Annotated in this window: 15 protein-coding genes; all 15 read right to left on the reverse strand. The window is 66.6% G+C overall.

Features of this window, described 5'->3' with window-relative positions; all coding sequences use genetic code 11:
• Positions 1-110: 110 nt before the first annotated feature.
• Positions 111-599, reverse strand: coding sequence for a CvpA family protein (locus FA90_RS12090; protein WP_036169023.1), 489 nt, complete (start codon positions 597-599; stop codon positions 111-113).
• Positions 600-629: 30 nt separating this feature from the next.
• A complete protein-coding gene (locus FA90_RS12095; protein WP_036169024.1) occupies positions 630-1,604 on the reverse strand; it encodes an SPOR domain-containing protein in 975 nt (324 codons plus the stop codon).
• 15 nt (positions 1,605-1,619) lie between these two features.
• The gene (folC, locus tag FA90_RS12100) at positions 1,620-2,918 is read right to left on the reverse strand and encodes a bifunctional tetrahydrofolate synthase/dihydrofolate synthase (RefSeq protein ID WP_036169026.1); all 1,299 of its coding nucleotides are present in this window, start codon (positions 2,916-2,918) and stop codon (positions 1,620-1,622) included.
• Positions 2,919-3,003: 85 nt separating this feature from the next.
• Complete coding sequence (gene accD / locus FA90_RS12105) at positions 3,004-3,876, reverse strand: acetyl-CoA carboxylase, carboxyltransferase subunit beta (RefSeq protein WP_036169027.1); 873 nt, start codon at positions 3,874-3,876, stop codon at positions 3,004-3,006.
• 106 nt (positions 3,877-3,982) lie between these two features.
• Positions 3,983-5,191, reverse strand: a complete 1,209-nt coding sequence (locus tag FA90_RS12110; protein ID WP_156116684.1) for a hypothetical protein — start codon at positions 5,189-5,191, stop codon at positions 3,983-3,985.
• 173 nt (positions 5,192-5,364) lie between these two features.
• On the reverse strand, positions 5,365-6,165 hold the full coding sequence (gene trpA, locus FA90_RS12115; RefSeq protein ID WP_036169029.1) for a tryptophan synthase subunit alpha: 801 nt from the start codon (positions 6,163-6,165) through the stop codon (positions 5,365-5,367).
• A 14-nt stretch (positions 6,166-6,179) separates the two neighbouring features.
• On the reverse strand, positions 6,180-7,403 hold the full coding sequence (gene trpB / locus FA90_RS12120) for a tryptophan synthase subunit beta (RefSeq protein WP_036169031.1): 1,224 nt from the start codon (positions 7,401-7,403) through the stop codon (positions 6,180-6,182).
• A gap of 12 nt (positions 7,404-7,415) precedes the next feature.
• Positions 7,416-8,078, reverse strand: a complete 663-nt coding sequence (locus FA90_RS12125) for a phosphoribosylanthranilate isomerase (protein ID WP_036169035.1) — start codon at positions 8,076-8,078, stop codon at positions 7,416-7,418.
• Between the two features lie 15 nt (positions 8,079-8,093).
• Positions 8,094-8,894, reverse strand: coding sequence for a tRNA pseudouridine(38-40) synthase TruA (gene truA, locus FA90_RS12130; protein WP_036169038.1), 801 nt, complete (start codon positions 8,892-8,894; stop codon positions 8,094-8,096).
• A 27-nt stretch (positions 8,895-8,921) separates the two neighbouring features.
• Positions 8,922-12,071, reverse strand: a complete 3,150-nt coding sequence (locus FA90_RS12135; protein WP_081933808.1) for a FimV/HubP family polar landmark protein — start codon at positions 12,069-12,071, stop codon at positions 8,922-8,924.
• Between the two features lie 305 nt (positions 12,072-12,376).
• Positions 12,377-13,504 carry an aspartate-semialdehyde dehydrogenase gene (gene asd / locus FA90_RS12140; protein WP_081933809.1) on the reverse strand — a complete coding sequence of 376 codons (1,128 nt, stop codon included), beginning with the start codon at positions 13,502-13,504 and terminating at the stop codon, positions 12,377-12,379.
• A gap of 248 nt (positions 13,505-13,752) precedes the next feature.
• Positions 13,753-14,823, reverse strand: a complete 1,071-nt coding sequence (gene leuB, locus FA90_RS12145) for a 3-isopropylmalate dehydrogenase (protein ID WP_036169043.1) — start codon at positions 14,821-14,823, stop codon at positions 13,753-13,755.
• Positions 14,824-14,838: 15 nt separating this feature from the next.
• Positions 14,839-15,486 carry a 3-isopropylmalate dehydratase small subunit gene (gene leuD / locus FA90_RS12150; protein WP_036169047.1) on the reverse strand — a complete coding sequence of 216 codons (648 nt, stop codon included), beginning with the start codon at positions 15,484-15,486 and terminating at the stop codon, positions 14,839-14,841.
• A 51-nt stretch (positions 15,487-15,537) separates the two neighbouring features.
• Positions 15,538-15,660 (reverse strand): entericidin A/B family lipoprotein, encoded by a 123-nt coding sequence (locus FA90_RS25665; RefSeq protein ID WP_081933810.1) that lies wholly within the window; start codon positions 15,658-15,660, stop codon positions 15,538-15,540.
• Positions 15,661-15,764: 104 nt separating this feature from the next.
• A complete protein-coding gene (leuC, locus tag FA90_RS12155) occupies positions 15,765-17,165 on the reverse strand; it encodes a 3-isopropylmalate dehydratase large subunit (RefSeq protein WP_036169049.1) in 1,401 nt (466 codons plus the stop codon).
• Between the last annotated feature and the right edge of the window lie 223 nt (positions 17,166-17,388).

Genomic DNA, 17,388 nt, shown 5'->3' on the forward strand with positions numbered 1-17,388 from the left:
AAAACCGTAGCGAGCGGCCGCAGTTTCGTTCGAGAAGCACGGCTGTACATTCGGTACAGCGAGCATCGCATAACGAAAATGCAAAGCGCAGCAGGTTTGCGAGGTTCCCATCAGAACTGAACGTGCTGCGCTAAGGCAGCTGGTAGGAAAGGTTTTACGGTGCGCGCGCCGGTTTCCGCAATCGGCGACAGCAGCGCATTTTTCCAGAAATCCTGCTGGGGGATGGAGGTCATCCCGCACAATATGACGCCGGCCAGCACGATTACAATGCCCCGGCCGAGTCCGAACAAGCCACCCAGGCCACGGTCCGCCAGGCTCAGGCCGGACGCCTCGATCAGCGCGCCGATCGCCAGGGCCAACAGGCCCATCAGCACACGCGTGCCGAGGAATAGCGCAACGAAGGCAAGCATCAGCCGCACCGCTTCACCGGGAACGACGGATGGTAGCATGGGCGCCAGTTTCGCGCCGAAGGCGTTCGCGACCACGAAGGCCACCACCCAGCCGGCCAGCGACAGGATTTCCTTGACCAGTCCACGCAGGGTACTGATGATGACCGACGAGATCAGGATGAACAGGACGACGTAGTCGAAGATCGTCACAGTGGATGGCGGCGCGCGTTACGGTTGGAGTCAGAGGCCGAGCCTGGCGACCTTGGCGCGCGCCTTCTCGGCCTCGTCCCTGGTGTACGGACCGATCTTCACGCGCACCAGGCCGTTGGCCGACTTTTCCGTGGTCGAGCTGATGCCGGCCGCGCGCAGCTTGGCCTGCACCTCGGCGGCCTTTTCCTCGCTCGACATCGCGGCGACCTGCACCATCGCTTTCGGCGCCGCGGCCGCGCCTTCCGCGTCGGCCTTGGCGGCGCCCTTGCCTTCCAGGATCGCGAGCGCGCGCGCATCCTCGTGCGCCTTGGCCGGCTTGTCCTCGAGTCTGGGCTTGACCGGTTCCGGCTTGGGCTCCGGCTTGTGTTCCGGCTTGTCGGCCTTGGCTTCCTTGTGTTCGGGCTTGGGCGCCTTGTGCTCCGGCTTCGGTTCGGGTTTCGGCTCGGATTTCGGTTCCGGCTTGCGCGCCTCGGGCTTGGGCGCCTTCGGCAGCGGCGGCGGCGCGTCGATCACTTCCTCGCCCTGGTCGACGCTGTCGGCGGCGGCCACGGTCTTGGGGCGGGTGCTGGCGGACGTAGCCGGCGCAGGCGCGGCCGGCTTGGCCGCGGTGTCGGACGCGGCCGGGGCCTTGGCGGCTGCGGCATCGTCATCCGCCGGCGCGGCCGGCACCGGCAGCGGCGCCGCCTTGTCCTTGGCCGGGATCTGGATCGCGATGTCGCCGGCCAGCTGCTTGGGCTGGGAGTCGAGCAGCATCGGCAGGCCGATCGCCGCCGCCAGCGCCAGCGCGATCGCGCCGACCAGGCGGCGCCGCGCACGCTTCTTCTCGGGCAGCATAGGGTCGTTGCCCGGACGGCGGGTGGCGCCGCCGCCCGCGGTTGCGCCGGCGCTCGAGGCGCGCTTGGCGCGTGCGCGTTCGCCGATCGCGGCGTCGTCGTCCTTGCTGTAGAAACGGCCGCTGTCTTGGGCGGCGCGGTCTCGCTTGTTTTTATTGGAGAACAAGCCCATGCGATTTCAGGTCAATCAGTGTAAGGAGGATTTGCGGGCTGCCATGACGCCGGCAACGGTATAGAAAGAGCCAAAGACGACTATTCTATCATCCTGCCCAGCACGGCTCATGGCATCCGCGAACGCCGCCGCAGGATCAAGGAAGGTTTTCACCGAGAATTCGTCATCCTTGGCGCCGGGCGGACGCTTCGCTTCCAGCCTGGCGGCCAGCACGGCGGGGTCGGCCGAGCGCGGCGAATCGAGCCGGCACACGCACCAGTGGTCGATGTTGGGCGCGATGTGCTCGATGACGGCGTCGATGTCCTTGTCCTGCATGATGCCGAACACCGCGTAGGTGTAGCGGTGGTAGCCCATGTTCGACAGGTTCTGGGCCAGCGTCGCGGCCGCGTGCGGGTTGTGGGCGACGTCCAGCACCGTGGTCGGACGGCCGGCCAGCACCTGGAAGCGGCCCGGCAGCTCGACCAGCGCCAGGCCCGCACGCGTTTCCTGTGCGCCGACCGGCAATTGCATGCGCAGCGCTTCCAGCGCGGCCAGCGCGGCCGAGGCGTTGAGCAGCTGGTTGGCGCCGCGCAGCGCCGGGTAAGCCAGCGAATTGCGGCGGATCTCGCGGCCGCCGTACGCCCACTGCTGCTGGTCGCCCTGGTAGTTGAAGTCGCGCCCGATCAGCCACAGGTCGGCGCCGATGTCCTGCGCATGCTGGATCAGCGATTGCGGCGGCTGCGGGTCGCTGCAGATCGCCGGCTTGCCCGGACGGAAGATGCCGGCCTTTTCGAAACCGATTTCCTCGCGCGTGTCGCCCAGGTAGTCCTTGTGGTCGATGTCGATGCTGGTCACGACCGAGACGTCCGGCTCGATCACGTTGACCGCGTCCAGGCGCCCGCCCAGGCCGACTTCCAGGATCGCCACGTCGATCGTCGAGATCGAGAGCAGGTGCGCGATCGCCAGCGTGGTGAATTCGAAATAGGTCAGGTCGATCTCGCCGCGCGCGCCTTCGACCACGTTGAAGCTGGCGACCAGGGCGGCATCGCTGGCCATCTCGCCGTTGATGCGGGCGCGCTCGTTGAAGTCGAGGAAGTGCGGCTTGATGTACAGGCCGACGCGGTAGCCGCCGTGCAGCAGGATCGATTCGAGCATCGCGCAGGTCGAGCCCTTGCCGTTGGTGCCCGCCACCGTGATGACGGGGCACCTGAAGTTCAGCTGCATGCGCTCCTTGACGGCGCGCACGCGGTCCAGGCCCATGTCGATGTGGGTTTCGGCATGGCGCGACTCGAGCAGAGCCAGCCAGTCGGGCAAGGTGGTGGGGAGGTTTTGCATGGTGTCGTCCGTGACGCTAAAAGCAAAACTGCTGCAGGATGCGCCCGTGGGCGACGCCTGCAGCAGCCGTCTTTCAACTCAACATTTACGCGATGACGTCGGCCGGCTGGCTTTGCAGCAGGGCCAGCAGGCGCGCGATCTCTTCGCGCATCTTGCGGCGGTCGACGATCATGTCGATCGCGCCCTTGGTCAGCAGGAACTCGGCGCGCTGGAAGCCTTCCGGCAGCTTTTCGCGCACGGTGTTCTCGATCACGCGCGGGCCGGCGAAGCCGATCAGGGCCTTCGGCTCGGCGATCACGACGTCGCCCATGAAAGCGAACGAGGCCGAAACGCCGCCCATGGTCGGGTCGGTCAGCACGCTGATGAACGGCAGCTTTTTCTCGGACAGCTTGGTCAGCATCGAGGTGGTCTTGGCCATCTGCATCAGCGACAGCAAGCCTTCCTGCATGCGTGCGCCGCCGGTGGCTGTGACGCAGATGAACGGCACCTTCTGCTCGAGCGCGACCTGGGCGCCGCGCGCGAAGCGCTCGCCGACCACGGAGCCCATCGAGCCGCCCATGAATTCGAATTCGAAGCAGGCCACGACCACCGGCAGGCTCATGATCGAGCCGCCCTGCACGATCAGCGCGTCGGTCTCGCCGGTGGCGTCCATCGCGTCCTTCAGGCGGTCCGGGTACTTCTTGCTGTCCTTGAACTTCAGGGTGTCGACCGGCAGCGCGTCCTGGCCGATTTCATAGCGGCCGCCTTCGTCGAGCAGCGCGTCGAGGCGCGCGCGGGCGCGGATGCGCATGTGGTGGCTGCACTTCGGGCAGACATGGAGGTTCGCGTCCAGGTCGGCGCGGTACAGCACCGCCTCGCACGACGGGCACTTGACCCACAGGCCCTCGGGCATGGTCTGGCGTTTGGCGGCATCGGAGCGCTGGATCCGGGGGGGCAGCAGCTTTTCCAACCAACTCATGTCTTCTCCTTTGCGGCAATACTGGAATTGGGCGTAGTGTAGCCGTTCGAGTTCGGCTTGTCGAATTCTTGCGGGTAAGCTCTTACCTTCTCGACAAGCTTGAAAATCAGTCTACATGCGGGTTTCGGCGCGCAAGCAGCCCGGCGATCGCCAGGCCCAGCGCCACGCCGACCGACAGCGCGCCGATTTTCGCCATGCTCCCACAGCCGCAGTCCGTAGCGGCCCGGGCCTCGATTGGCGGCGGCGTGAAATGCATGAAGCGGGCGACGCCGCCCGGCAAACCCGTCAGCGCGTCGAGCTGGCCCGCAGCCGCCGTGAAAGTATTCTGGTCGACCTGGTAGGTCAGTCGCAGGATGTCGAGCAGAATGGCGGCGACGTCGCGCTGCTCTTCCGGGACATATTGCCAGAGCGCATCGTCAAAGCGGATCCCGGGATCGATGGGAGCGGGCCGGGTCTGCACGCGCTGGTAAGCGACGTCGCGCAGGCGTATCAGGCAGCGCAGCATGTCCTGGACCTTGGCGGGATCGAAGTCGCAGGTCTCGCCCTTGAAGTTCCAGGACGTGTACTGCGTGCCGAACGGATTGCCGCCATCGACATCGATGCCTCGCATTTCGATCGGGAACGCATAATTGCCGTCGTCGGGATCATTGAACAGGTAGACGGTGCTCTTGTGCGCTTCGGTGATCACCTCGTACCTGACATGCACGACGCGATTCTGCTGATGCCCACCCGGAATCGGAAAGGGATAGCTGCAAAAGCTGCCGAAGCTGATGATGCCGGCCGGCGCCGTCAACGGCATGCCGCCCACGACCCATTCGATGACGGCAAACCGGGTATCGACCGACAACCTGATTTTCTGGTGGCGCCGCGTCCGGCGCCAATCCCAGGCGCCCTGGCGGCACAGTCCGCTGTTTTCCTCCGTGAACTCGAACGTCCCCCGCTCGACCACGGTGGCGTCGAGCGGCACGGTTTCGATATCGAAGTTCCTCGCGAAAGGCGCGCTCTTGGACAGGGCGCCGGCTTGCATGCCGATATTGCTGGAGTCGCAGCGCCCCGCGTCGGCCAGCTTGTCTTCCATGCATTCTTCGACATTGGCTCTGTAGAACGAGCCCACGCCGCCGAAGGGTTCGTTCCAGGTGTACAGGCGGCCGCGCTCGCATCCTTCGTAATGCGTAAGCAAGACATAGCCGGTCGTTTGCAGCCAGTCGAATTGGTAGCACCAGCGATGCCGCCTGCGCACGCAGGTGTCGAACCATTGCCACGGCCACGGGCCGGGACACCATATCCGTACATCGACTTCTTTCAGGGTTGGCATTGCACACCTTCCGCCTGAGGTGACTGGACAGGTGTAAGACCGTGCATGGCGCTTATAGTTGCGTATCCCGGGCCCGCCGCGCACGACACATGCCGCGCCAAGCCGGACCGCCGGAAACGACAACGGCACCGGGGCCGTAAGCACCGATGCCGTTGTTCCGGGCCGCGTCAGGCTCAGCGCGCGTCCAGCGCCTCGCGGATGCCCGCCACGAAGGCGCGCACCGCCTGCGGCCCCTCTTCCTTGGGCGTGTTCTCCAGCTCCTGGATGATGCGGCTGCCGATCACGACCGCGTCCGCCACGGCCGCCACCTGCTTCGCGGTCTGGGCGTCGCGGATGCCGAAACCGACGCCGATCGGCAGCTTGACATGCTCGCGGATCGCGGCGACACGGCGCGCGACGTCGTCGGTGTCGATGCTGCCGGCGCCGGTCACGCCTTTCAGCGATACGTAATAGCTGAAACCGCTGCCGTAGCGCGCGACCTGCTGGATGCGCTGCGGCGTCGAGGTCGGCGCGATCAGGAAGATCAGGTCGAGGCCGTTGGCCTGCATCTCGCCGGCAAACGCTTCGCATTCCTCGGGCGGATAATCGACCACGATGGCGCCGTCCGCCCCCGCTTCTTTCGCTCGGCGGATGAACTCACTTGGACCCATGCGTTCGATCGGATTGGCATAGCCCATCAGCACGATCGGCGTGTGCTGGTTGGTCTTGCGGAACTCAAGAACGTAATTGAAGCAGTCGCGCATGCTGATGCCGTGCGCGAGCGCGCGCTCGCAGGCGCGCTGGATCACCGGGCCTTCGGCCATCGGGTCCGAGAACGGCACGCCGAGCTCGATGACGTCGGCGCCGCCCTCGACCAGCGCGTGCAGCAGCGGGACGGTGACGTCGGGACCGGGGTCGCCGGCGGTGATGAAGGTGACCAGGCCGGTCTTGCCCTGCTGTTTCAGGGTGGCGAAAGTCTGTTCGATTCTGGACATGTGGTTCTCCCCGATCAGCCGAAATTCAGGCCGGCGCGTTGGGCGACGGTGTGCATGTCCTTGTCGCCGCGGCCCGACAGGTTGACCAGGATGACCTTATCCTGGGGCAGCGTGGCCGCCAGTTTCACGGCATAGGCGATCGCGTGCGACGACTCCAGCGCCGGGATGATGCCTTCGATGCGGCAGCAGTCGTGGAAAGCGGCCAGCGCTTCGTCGTCGGTGATCGAGACGTACTGCGCGCGCTCGATGTCCTTCAGCCAGGCGTGCTCGGGGCCGACGCCGGGATAGTCCAGGCCGGCCGAGACCGAGTGCGTCTCGATGATCTGGCCGTGCTCGTCCTGCAGCAGATAGGTGCGGTTGCCGTGCAGGACGCCGGGGAAGCCGGCCGTGAGCGAAGCGGCGTGCTTGCCGCTGTCGATGCCCTCGCCCGCCGCCTCGACGCCGACCAGCTTGACGCCGGCCTCGTCGATGTACGGGTAAAAAATGCCCATGGCGTTCGAGCCGCCGCCGATGCAGGCGACCACATAGTCCGGCTGGCGCCCGGTCATCTCGGGCATCTGCACGAGGCATTCCTCGCCGATCACCGACTGGAAGTCGCGCACCATCATCGGGTACGGGTGCGGGCCGGCCACGGTGCCGATGATGTAGAAGGTGTTTTCGATGTTGGTGACCCAGTCGCGCATCGCTTCGTTGAGCGCGTCCTTCAGGGTCTTCGAGCCGGATTCCACCGGAACGACGGTCGCGCCCAGCAGCTTCATGCGGTACACGTTCTGGGCCTGGCGCTTGACGTCTTCCGCGCCCATGTAGATCACGCATTCGAGGCCGAAGCGCGCGCAGATGGTCGCGGTGGCCACGCCGTGCTGGCCGGCGCCGGTCTCGGCGATGATGCGCGGCTTGCCCATGCGGCGCGCCAGCAGCGCCTGGCCGATCACGTTGTTGATCTTGTGCGCACCGGTGTGGTTCAGGTCTTCGCGCTTGAAGTAGATCTGGGCGCCACCGGCCTGCTGCGACCAGCGCTTGGCGTGGTACACCGGCGACGGACGGCCGACGAAGTGCTCCAGCTCGTAGCGGAACTCTGCGAGGAACTCGGGATCCTGGCTGTAGCGCGCGTAGGCGTCATTGAGCTCGGCCAGCGCGTGGCTCAGGGTTTCGGCGACAAACGAGCCGCCGTAAGGGCCGAAGTGGCCGGTCGCGTCCGGCAATTGATAGTCGGGCGTCTTGAATAAGGTCTGGGTCATGATGAGTCCGGGTCAGGGTGTGGCATCGCCGGCGCGCACCGCGTCGACGAACGCAGTGATCTTGCCGGCATCCTTGATCCCCTTGCTCGCTTCGACACCGCTACTGATGTCGACCGCGAAGGGGCGTACTTGCGCCACCGCGCCAGTCACGTTGTGTACGCTCAAGCCACCACTCAAAACGACCCGAGGCGCGAGCTCTTTTGGAATAACAGACCAATCGAAGACCTTTCCTGCGCCGCCGTAGGCGTCGACCCAGGTGTCGAGCAGGAGGCCCGAGAACCAGGGGCTGGCGGCGCGGTATTGAGCTTCCGATTCTATCAAATCCTCGGCCGTGGTGTCGGGTTTGACGCGATACGCCCGCACGAACGGACGCTTGACCGCCGCGGCGATCGCCGCGCACTCGGCCGGCGTCTCGTCGCCGTGGAACTGCAGCAGCGCGATCGGCGCGGCGTCGACCGCCTGGTGCACCTGGGCCACGGTCGGGTTGACGAACAGCGCCACGCCGCTGACGAAAGGCGGCAAGGCGTGCGAAATCGAGCGCAGCCGCTCCGGCGCGATGAAGCGCGGGCTGTTCGGGTAGAACACGAAGCCGACGGCGTCGGCGCCGGCATCGACCGCCGCGCGCAGGTCCTGCTCGCGGGTGATGCCGCAGATCTTGATACGGGTACGTTGCATGATTCTCTACGAAGTCTACAGCCAGGGAAGCGGATGGGCCGGCTCTTGCGGCAGTCCCCACTTGGGATCGTAGTCGATTTTAGCAAGGTATAAACCGTCGGGCATGAAGGTCGGCGCGGCGGCGTCGCGCGAGCGCGCGTCCAGCACCTCGGCCATCCATTCCGGGCGGTTGCGTCCGGTGCCGACGTAGATCAGCGAGCCCATGATGTTGCGCACCATGTGGTGCAGGAAGGCCGAGGCGCGCACCGTGAACACGATCACGTCGCCGTGGCGCTCGATGCGGATCTCCTGCATGTCCTTGACCGGTGAATTGGCCTGGCAGCCGGAAGCACGGAAGCTGGTGAAATCGTGGGTGCCGATCAGGTGCGCGGCCGCTTCGCGCATGCGCTCGACGTCGAGCGGGCGGAACACCCAGCCGGCGCGCCCGGCCAACAGGGCCGACGGGTTGGGGTGGTTGTACAGCACGTAGTGATAAGTGCGCGAACGCGCCGAGAAGCGCGCGTGAAACTCCTGCATCTCGGGCGCCGGCGCCAGCGCGTGCGCCCAGCGCACCACGATCGACTCGGGCAGGAAGGCGTTGGTGCCGCGCACCCAGGATTGGGCCGGGCGCTGCAGTTCGGTGTCGAAGTGGACCACCTGCTCGATCGCGTGCACGCCGGCGTCGGTGCGGCCGGCGCAGGTCGTGTGCAACGGCGTGCAGGCGAACTTTTCGAGCGCGATTTCCAGCTTATCCTGGACCGTGTCGCGCGACGGTTGTTTCTGATACCCGTTCCAGGCGGTGCCGATGTACTGGACACCCAGTGCGATACGTGTCACGCAGTCAACCTCATCTCCATCGCATCTTCAAGCCAGCGCCGCGCGCATGGCGTTGGCGCGCGCCGTCTGTTCCGGGTTGCCGCCACGGATGACTTCCTCGAGCAGCTCGCGCGCGCCTTCCTTGTCGCCGATTTCCTGGTAGGCGATCGCGAGGTCCAGCTTGGTTTCCATTTCCATCTGCTGGGCGGTCATCTCGACCGGTGCGGCGGTCGGGGCAGCGACGGCGGCGCCGCCCTCTTCATGCACTTCCGGCAGCGGCAGCGCGCCCTCGCCCGGCAGGTCGAGGTCGAAACCCGGCAGGTCGAAGTGGGTGTCGAGCTTGCTCGGCTCGATCAGTTCGTGCTCGGCGTACGGCGCATCGGCCAGCGGCGCCGGGGTGGCGACCGGCAGCTCGGGCAGCGCGAACGGATCGTCGTCCAGCGACAGGTGCGGAATCGACGGCAGCGCGGCTTCGAGCGGCGCCGTAGTCGATGCCGGCGGCGTCGCCTCGTCGCCCAGGCCGAAGTCCATCGTATCCAGGTCGAACAGCGGATCCTTCAGCTCGGTGGCCGGGCTGACCTGCTCGGGCGCGGCCGGGATGCCTTCGTGCGGCTCGGTCGGCAAGTCGGGCAGGTCGAACTCGCGCGCCAGGCTGGCCATGTCGATGTCGGTGTTCGGCGCGGCTGCGGCGTGGTGTTCCTCGCCGGCCGGCGTCTCGAACTGCAGGTCGTGGTCGAAGGCCAGGTCGTCCAGCGCAGGCGCCGGGGTCCCGGCAAGCGGCGCTGCGGGCTGCGGCACCGGATTGGCGGCCGGGGCGCCGAAGTCCATGTCGAACGCGAAGTCGAGCGGCTCGTCCTCCGGCTTGGCAGCCGGGGTCGGATCGACCGTCGGCGCGACGGCGGCGGCCGGGGTGGCGGTCGGCGTCAGGTCGAAGGCGCCCATGTCGAACTCGAGGTCGGGCACGTCGTTGGCGGCGGCGATCTCGCGCGCATCGCGGGATTCGAGCGGGGATTCGAGCGGAGACTCGATCGGCGCCTGGGCCGGCGCAGCCGTCACCGGCTCGAACGACAGGCCGCCCAGGTCGAAGTCGAGCGTGTGGTCGTCGTGCGCCTGGGCCGGTTCGGCGGCCGGATGAGTGGTCGGCTGAGCCGTACCCATGGCGTCGGCGAAGTGCTGGTCGAAGCTCATCGGCGCGCGCGCGGCGTCTTCGCTGGCGGCCGCGGCGAAGGCGTCGTCGAGGTCGTGCGCCAGCGGGTCGTGCGCGGCGCCCGATTCCATCGTCGACGGCGCGAACGCCTGCGCCGCCTGGACTGCCGGCGCGGCGTCGACGGCATGCACGCTGTTGTTCGCGTACAGCGGGTTGGCCGGATCGATCGAATGGCCGAGCGCGGCGGCCTGCGCCCACTCCTCGCCCTGGCCACGGGTCAGGCTGTACAGCTCGCCGGCCTGGGTTTCGAACGCGCGCGTGTCCTTGCGCGCGGCGTAGATCTCGAGCAGCTTCAGGCGCACCGGATGGCGCTCCGGATGGGTGCGCAGCGCTTCCTTCAGGATCTCCTCGGCCTGGGCGTCGCGGCCATAGGCGATGTAGACGTCGGCTTCGGCGACCGGATCGACTTCATTGGTGTCGAGCTGGCTGGCCGAGGGGGCGAAGCTGGAGTTGAACACGCTGTTGTTGGTGTCGACGCTCTGGCCGCCGGTCTCGGCGAACAGCGAGTGCGCCGGTTCGGTCGGCACGTTCAGGATCGACGGTTCGGCGACCGCCTTGACGTCTTTCTTCTTGCGACGCTGCGCGACCAGCAAGGCCGCCAGCAGCGCGGCGATGGCGGCGCCGCCGAGCACGGTCAGGTTGTCCATGATGAAGCCCATGATGCCCGGTTCCGGCGCCGCGGCCGGGGTCGCGGCAGGCGCCGGCTTAATGGACGGCAGCTTCTTCGGTGCGGGCTTGGCCGGCTTGGCGGCCTCGGGCTGAGCCGGGGCGGCAGACGCGGCGGCCTTCCCCTGCGCCTCGGCGCCGTCCTTGCTCTTGACCGTGGCGATCTTTTCGAGGTCGCTGATATTGCGCTCGAGTTCCTTGGTGCGCGCCTGGGCGTCTTCCAGCTCCTTCTGCTTGGCGATGCGGTCCTCGGTGCTGGCGGTCGCGCCCTTGCCGGCCGGGGTGTTCGGCGCGGCCTTGGACAGGCGCAGCTGGTCCTGCGATTCGTTGGCGGCGGTCGGGCGCTCCTCGACCTTGGCGGTGATCTTGCCGCCGGCGCTCTGGCCCGCCGGCGCGGCCTTGACCGGCTCGGACGCGCCGACCTGGCCGGCCAGCTTGTTGCGGTAGGCGTTGAAGTCGGCCGCGTGCGCGACCACCGTGCCGCGCGCATCGTCTTCGCCGACGGCGTGCACGGCGTCGGCGTCCGGCACCGACAGGATGCGGCCCGACTTCAGACGGTTCATGTTGTTGCCGGCGAAGGCATCCGGATTGGCGCGGTACAGCGCCACCAGCATCATGTCGAGCGAGACGTCGACCGGCTTGAGCTGTCCGGCGATGCGGCTCAGGCTGTCGCCCGGCTTGACGCGGTAGCGCGACGGTCCGGCATCGCGGGCGGTCGGGGTGCGCACGGCCTCGCCGCTGTCGGCTGCGGCACGGCCGCGGCGCGGCCGCTCGGCCGGCTCCGGCGCAGTCTCGCCCGGCTGCGCGCCCGCCTGCGCGGGCGCGGCGGCGTCCGCGCGCGTACGCGCAGCCGGCGCGCGGTTCTCGGGCGGCGCGACCTGGGCCGACTGCGTGCCGCGCAGCTCGGCCGGGTCGAGCAGGAAGGTGTACTCGCGTACCAGGCGGCCGTTGTTCCACGACAGCTCGAGCAGCATGTCGACGAACGGCTCGTTCAGCGGCTGGCTCGAGCTGACGCGGATGAACTGGCGGCCGCCGCGCTGCTCGACGTTGAAGCGCAGCGACAGCAACGCCGGGTTGAACTCGATGTTGGCGGTCCGGAACGCGTCCGGCGACGCCAGCTTGGCGGCTAGGCCGGCCGCTTCCTCCGGCGACACCGACGTCAGCTCGATCTCGGCGCGCAAGGGCTGGCCGAGCGCCGACAGCACGGTCAGCTTGCCCAGGCCGGCCGCGTGGACCGAGGACATCAGGACCATTGCACTGGCAACCGCCGCGGTGAGCTGCTTCAACGCGGACGACTTCATCGGAAGGCGGTGGGTGGTGTGCATATTCGGAATCGAGTGAGTTGACGGAGAAAATCGCTGGGCGCGGCGGTGCCCGGAGGTCTCAGCAAAATATCATCATGCTTTATTGCATGCAAGCACTACAGGAAGAAACATTCAGCTTCCCTGAGATATGTAGACGGAGTATTCAGAGAAATGATGTTTTTTTGGGTGTATGAGTGTTAATTCGACAGCATGCGAGAAAACAAAGAAAAGCGCGCCCGCTGCATGAGCGGCGCCCCGCGTGCTCCAAAAAACGTCGCCCCGGCGCAGGCGGAACCCGGGCCGGGGCGACGATGAAGCCTTGCGGATCAGCGCTCCAGCACGATGCGCAGCATGCGGCGCAGCGGTTCGGCCGCGCCCCACAGCAGCTGGTCGCCGACGGTGAACGCCGACAGGTACTCCGGACCCATCGACATCTTGCGCACGCGGCCGACCGGGATCGTCAGGCTGCCGGTGACGGCGGCCGGGGTCAGGTCGCGCATCGAATCTTCGCGCGTGTTCGGTACGAACTTCACCCACTGGTTATCGTTCGCGATGATGTCGTTGACCTCGTCCAGCGGCACGTCCTTCTTGAGCTTGATGGTCAACGCCTGCGAATGGCAGCGCATCGCGCCGATGCGCACGCACAGGCCGTCGACCGGGATCGGTTGCGCGGAAAAACCTTCGCCGCGGCCGAGGATCTTGTTGGTCTCGGCGCCAGCCTTCCACTCTTCCTTCGACTGGCCGTTGCCCAGGTCCTTGTCGATCCAGGGGATCAGGTTGCCGGCCAGCGGCACGCCGAACTGCTTCGTTTCGTCGGCGTCCATGCCATGCTGGGTCGCCAGCACGGTGCGGTCGATTTCGAGGATGGCCGAGGCCGGGTCGTCGAGCAGGTGCTTGACCGAGCCGTTGATGGTGCCGAACTGGGTCAGCAGCTCGCGCATGTGCTGGGCGCCGCCGCCCGATGCGGCCTGGTAGGTCATCGAAGTCATCCAGTCGACCAGGTCGTTCTTGAACAGGCCGCCCAGGCCCATCAGCATGCACGACACGGTGCAGTTACCGCCGATGTAGTTCCTGACACCGCGGCCGAGCGCGTCCTGGATCACGTTCAGGTTGACCGGGTCCAGCACGATGATCGCATCGTCCTTCATGCGCAGCGTCGAGGCCGCGTCGATCCAGTAGCCGTTCCAGCCGGCCGCGCGCAGTTGCGGGTACACCTCGGTGGTGTAGTCGCCGCCCTGGCACGAGATGATGATCTCGCACTTGGACAGTTCGGTGATGTCGGTCGCGCTTTTCAGCTTGGTTTCGTTCTTCGCCATTTTAGGGGCGTCGCCGCCCGGGTTCGACGTGGTGAAGAACACCGGCTCGATGTGGTCGAAATCGCCTTCTTCCTGCATGCGCTTCATCAGGACCGAGCCGACCATGCCGCGCCAACCAACCAACCCTACTAGTTTCATCTCTATCCTTTCAGGGGGAGCTCGCCAAACCTACTGCGCGTCGCATTGGCGGCCTGCGATGCTCGCCGTACCGGATGTACGGCTGCGCTTCTCGGCCACCACTGCTTCCGCTCGCTACGGTTTGGCGAGCTCCCGTTAATCTATCGATATGCCGCCTTCAAAACGGGGCATTTACACTATCACTCTTTTGCTGCGCTTGCACGAGGGTTGGGCTTTTTAGCCCGCCTTGCGCGTTCATTAACGTTCGTTCAACGCAGTGCGTTGACCACCGCCTCGCCCATCTGCTCGGTGCCGACCTTCGTCGTGCCCGGCTCGAAGATGTCCGGCGTGCGCAGGCCCTGCGCCAGCACCGCCTTGACCGCCTTCTCGATGCGCTCGGCCTGCTCCGCCTTGCCGAGCGAGTAGCGCAGCATCATCGCGGCCGACAGGATGGTCGCCAGCGGATTGGCCACGCCCTGCCCCGCGATGTCCGGCGCCGAGCCGTGCGAGGGCTCGTACAAGCCCTTGTTGTTGGCGTCCAGCGACGCCGAGGGCAGCATGCCGATCGAGCCGGTCAGCATCGCGGCGGCGTCGGACAGGATGTCGCCGAACATGTTGCCGGTGACGATCACGTCGAACTTCTTGGGCGCGCGCACCAGCTGCATCGCGGCGTTGTCGACGTACATGTGCTCGAGCTCGACGTCCTGGTATTCCTTGTGCACCTCGGTGACGATGTCGCGCCAGAACTGGAAGGTCTCGAGCACGTTGGCCTTGTCGACGCTGGTCACGCGGTTGTTGCGCTTGCGCGCGGTCCGGAAGGCGACGTGAGCGATGCGGCGGATCTCGCCTTCGGCATAGCGCATGGTGTCGAAGCCTTCGCGCTGGCCCGCGAACGGACCGTCCGGGCATTCGCGCACGCCGCGCGGCTTGCCGAAGTAGATGTCGCCGGTCAGCTCGCGGATGATCAGGATGTCCAGGCCGGACACGACTTCGGGCTTGAGTGTCGAGGCGCCGGCCAGTTCCGGGTACAGGATCGCCGGGCGCAGGTTGGCGAACAGGCCGAGCTCCTTGCGCAATCCGAGGATGGCCTGCTCGGGACGCAGCGCGCGCTCGAGCTTGTCGTACTTGTAGTCGCCGACGGCGCCGAACAGCACCGCGTCGGCCGCCTTGGCCAGCGCCAGCGTGCCAGGGGGCAGCGGATGGCCCTGGGACGCGTAGCCGGCGCCGCCAACGTCCGCGCTCTCCATCTCGAACGATTCGCCCAGCGCGTTCAAGACCTTGACGGCTTGCGCGGTGATTTCGGGGCCGATGCCGTCGCCCGGCAGGATTGCGATCTTCATGTTCTCGTTCTCGACTCAGATGGTGTTGGCGAGCCAGGGCTGGCTGCGCAGATGGCGCTCTTCGAAGGCGCGGATGTCGTCGGCGTGGCGCAGCGTCAGGCCGATGTCGTCCAGGCCGTTCAGCAGGCAGTACTTGCGGAATTCGTCGATCGCGAACTCGAACGCCAGGTGGCCGTCGGGCGTGCCGATGACCTGCTTTTCCAGGTCGACGACCAGCTTGTAGCCGGGGAAGGCCTTGACTTCGTTGAACAGCTGGTCGACCTGGGCTTCGCTCAGCACGATCGGCAGCAGGCCGCTCTTGTAACTGTTGTTGAAGAAGATGTCGGCGAAGCTCGGCGCGACGATGGCGCGAAAGCCGTACTGCTGCAGCGCCCAGGGCGCGTGCTCGCGCGAGGAGCCGCAGCCGAAGTTCTTGCGCGCCAGCAGGATCGACGCCCCCTGGTAGCGCGACTGGTTCAGCACGAAGTCCGGGTTCAGCGGACGCCGCGTGTTGTCCATGCCGGGCTCGCCGTGATCGAGATAGCGCCACTCGTCGAACAGGTTCGGGCCGAAGCCGGTGCGGCGGATCGACTTGAGGAACTGCTTGGGGATGATGGCGTCGGTGTCGACGTTGGCGCGGTCCAGCGGCGCCACGATGCCTTCGTGTACGGTGAATTTGTCCATGCTCTTTCCTATGTGCGGCTCATTGCCGCTCGGCTGCGGCTCAGCTGCGGTTTAGCGGCCGCCCGCGCCCTGGATCGCCCGGCCGGCGCCCTGGATGTCCTTGCCCATGCCGGAGATGGTGTTGCAGCCTGCGGCGGCGATGGCGATCAGTGCGAGAGCGAATAGTTTTTTCATGCTGTTCCTGGATTTTCTGGTCAAATCGGGCCGGCGTGATCGACGCGGCCCGGCGATTGCAAACACGCGCGGCCCCTGGATGAGGCGACCGCGCACGACATACTTTACAGCGCGCGCACGTCGACGAAGTGGCCAGCGATGCCCGCGGCCGCAGCCATGGCCGGCGACACCAGGTGGGTGCGCCCGCCCTGGCCCTGGCGGCCTTCGAAGTTGCGGTTCGAGGTCGAGGCGCAGCGCTCGCCCGGATCGAGGCGGTCGGCGTTCATCGCCAGGCACATCGAGCAGCCCGGCTCGCGCCACTCGAAGCCGGCCGCCTTGAAGATCTGGTCGAGGCCTTCGCGCTCGGCCTGCTCCTTGACCAGGCCCGAGCCCGGCACCACCATCGCCAGCTTGACGTTGGAGGCTTTCTGGCGCCCGCGCACGACGGCCGCGGCGGCGCGCAGGTCCTCGATGCGCGAGTTGGTGCACGAGCCGATGAAGACCTTGTCGATGCGGATGTCCTGCAGCGCCGTGTTGGGCGTGAGGCCCATGTAGACCAGCGCCTTTTCCATGGCGTCGCGCTTGACCGGATCCTTTTCCTTGTCCGGATCGGGCACGCGGCCGTCGACCGTCGCGACCATCTCGGGCGAGGTGCCCCAGGTGACCTGCGGCTTGATCTCGGCGGCGTCGAGCGTGACCACCATGTCGAACCTGGCGCCCTGGTCCGAGTGCAGCGTGCGCCAGTAGGCGACCGCCCCCTGCCATTGCGGACCGGCCGGCGCATACGGGCGGCCTTTCACGTACTCGATCGTGGTGTCGTCGACCGCCACCATGCCCGCGCGCGCGCCCGCCTCGATCGCCATGTTACAGACCGTCATGCGGCCTTCCATCGACAACGAGCGGATGGTCGAGCCGGCGAATTCGATCGCGTAGCCGGTGCCGCCGGCGGTGCCGATCTTGCCGATCACGGCCAGCACGATGTCCTTGGCGGTCACGCCGTGCGGGAGGGCGCCGTCGACCTGGACCAGCATCGTTTTCGACTTCTTGGCCAGCAGCGTCTGCGTGGCCATCACGTGCTCGACCTCGGAGGTGCCGATGCCGTGCGCCAGCGCGCCGAACGCGCCGTGGGTCGAGGTGTGCGAGTCGCCGCACACGACCGTCATGCCTGGCAAGGTCGCGCCCTGCTCCGGCCCGATCACGTGCACGATGCCCTGGCGCTTGTCGTTCATGTTGAAGTAGGTGACGCCGAAGGCCTTGGTGTTGGCGTCCAGCGTCTCGACCTGCAGGCGCGAGGTCGGGTCGAGAATGCCCTCGCGGCGGTCGGTGGTCGGCACGTTGTGGTCGGCGACGGCAAGGTTGGCCGAGGCGCGCCACAGCGGCCGCTCGGCCACGCGCAGGCCTTCGAACGCCTGCGGGCTGGTGACTTCATGGATTAGGTGACGGTCGATATAAAGCACGGTGGTGCCATCGGCATCGGCACGCACGACATGCGAATCCCAGAGTTTGTCGTAGAGCGTTTTCAGCATGATAAGTTCCGTCGAGACGACCGCTACATGCGGGCATGGTCTTAGATTATGCCATATTTGTGCGTTGCGAAAAGGCAGGCCTTTTGCACGATTATGCCACCTCAGCGATTTACAGCCAAATTAAGTTCAGACTTCGAATCCGATTTAGAAAGAAAAAAGCCCGGACGACGAATCGTACGGGCTTTTCGTGGCTTTGTTCAGCGCCCCAACATTGAGCATCATC

It is taken from the genome of Massilia sp. 9096, assembly GCF_000745265.1.
Taxonomy (GTDB): Bacteria; Pseudomonadota; Gammaproteobacteria; order Burkholderiales; family Burkholderiaceae_D; genus Telluria.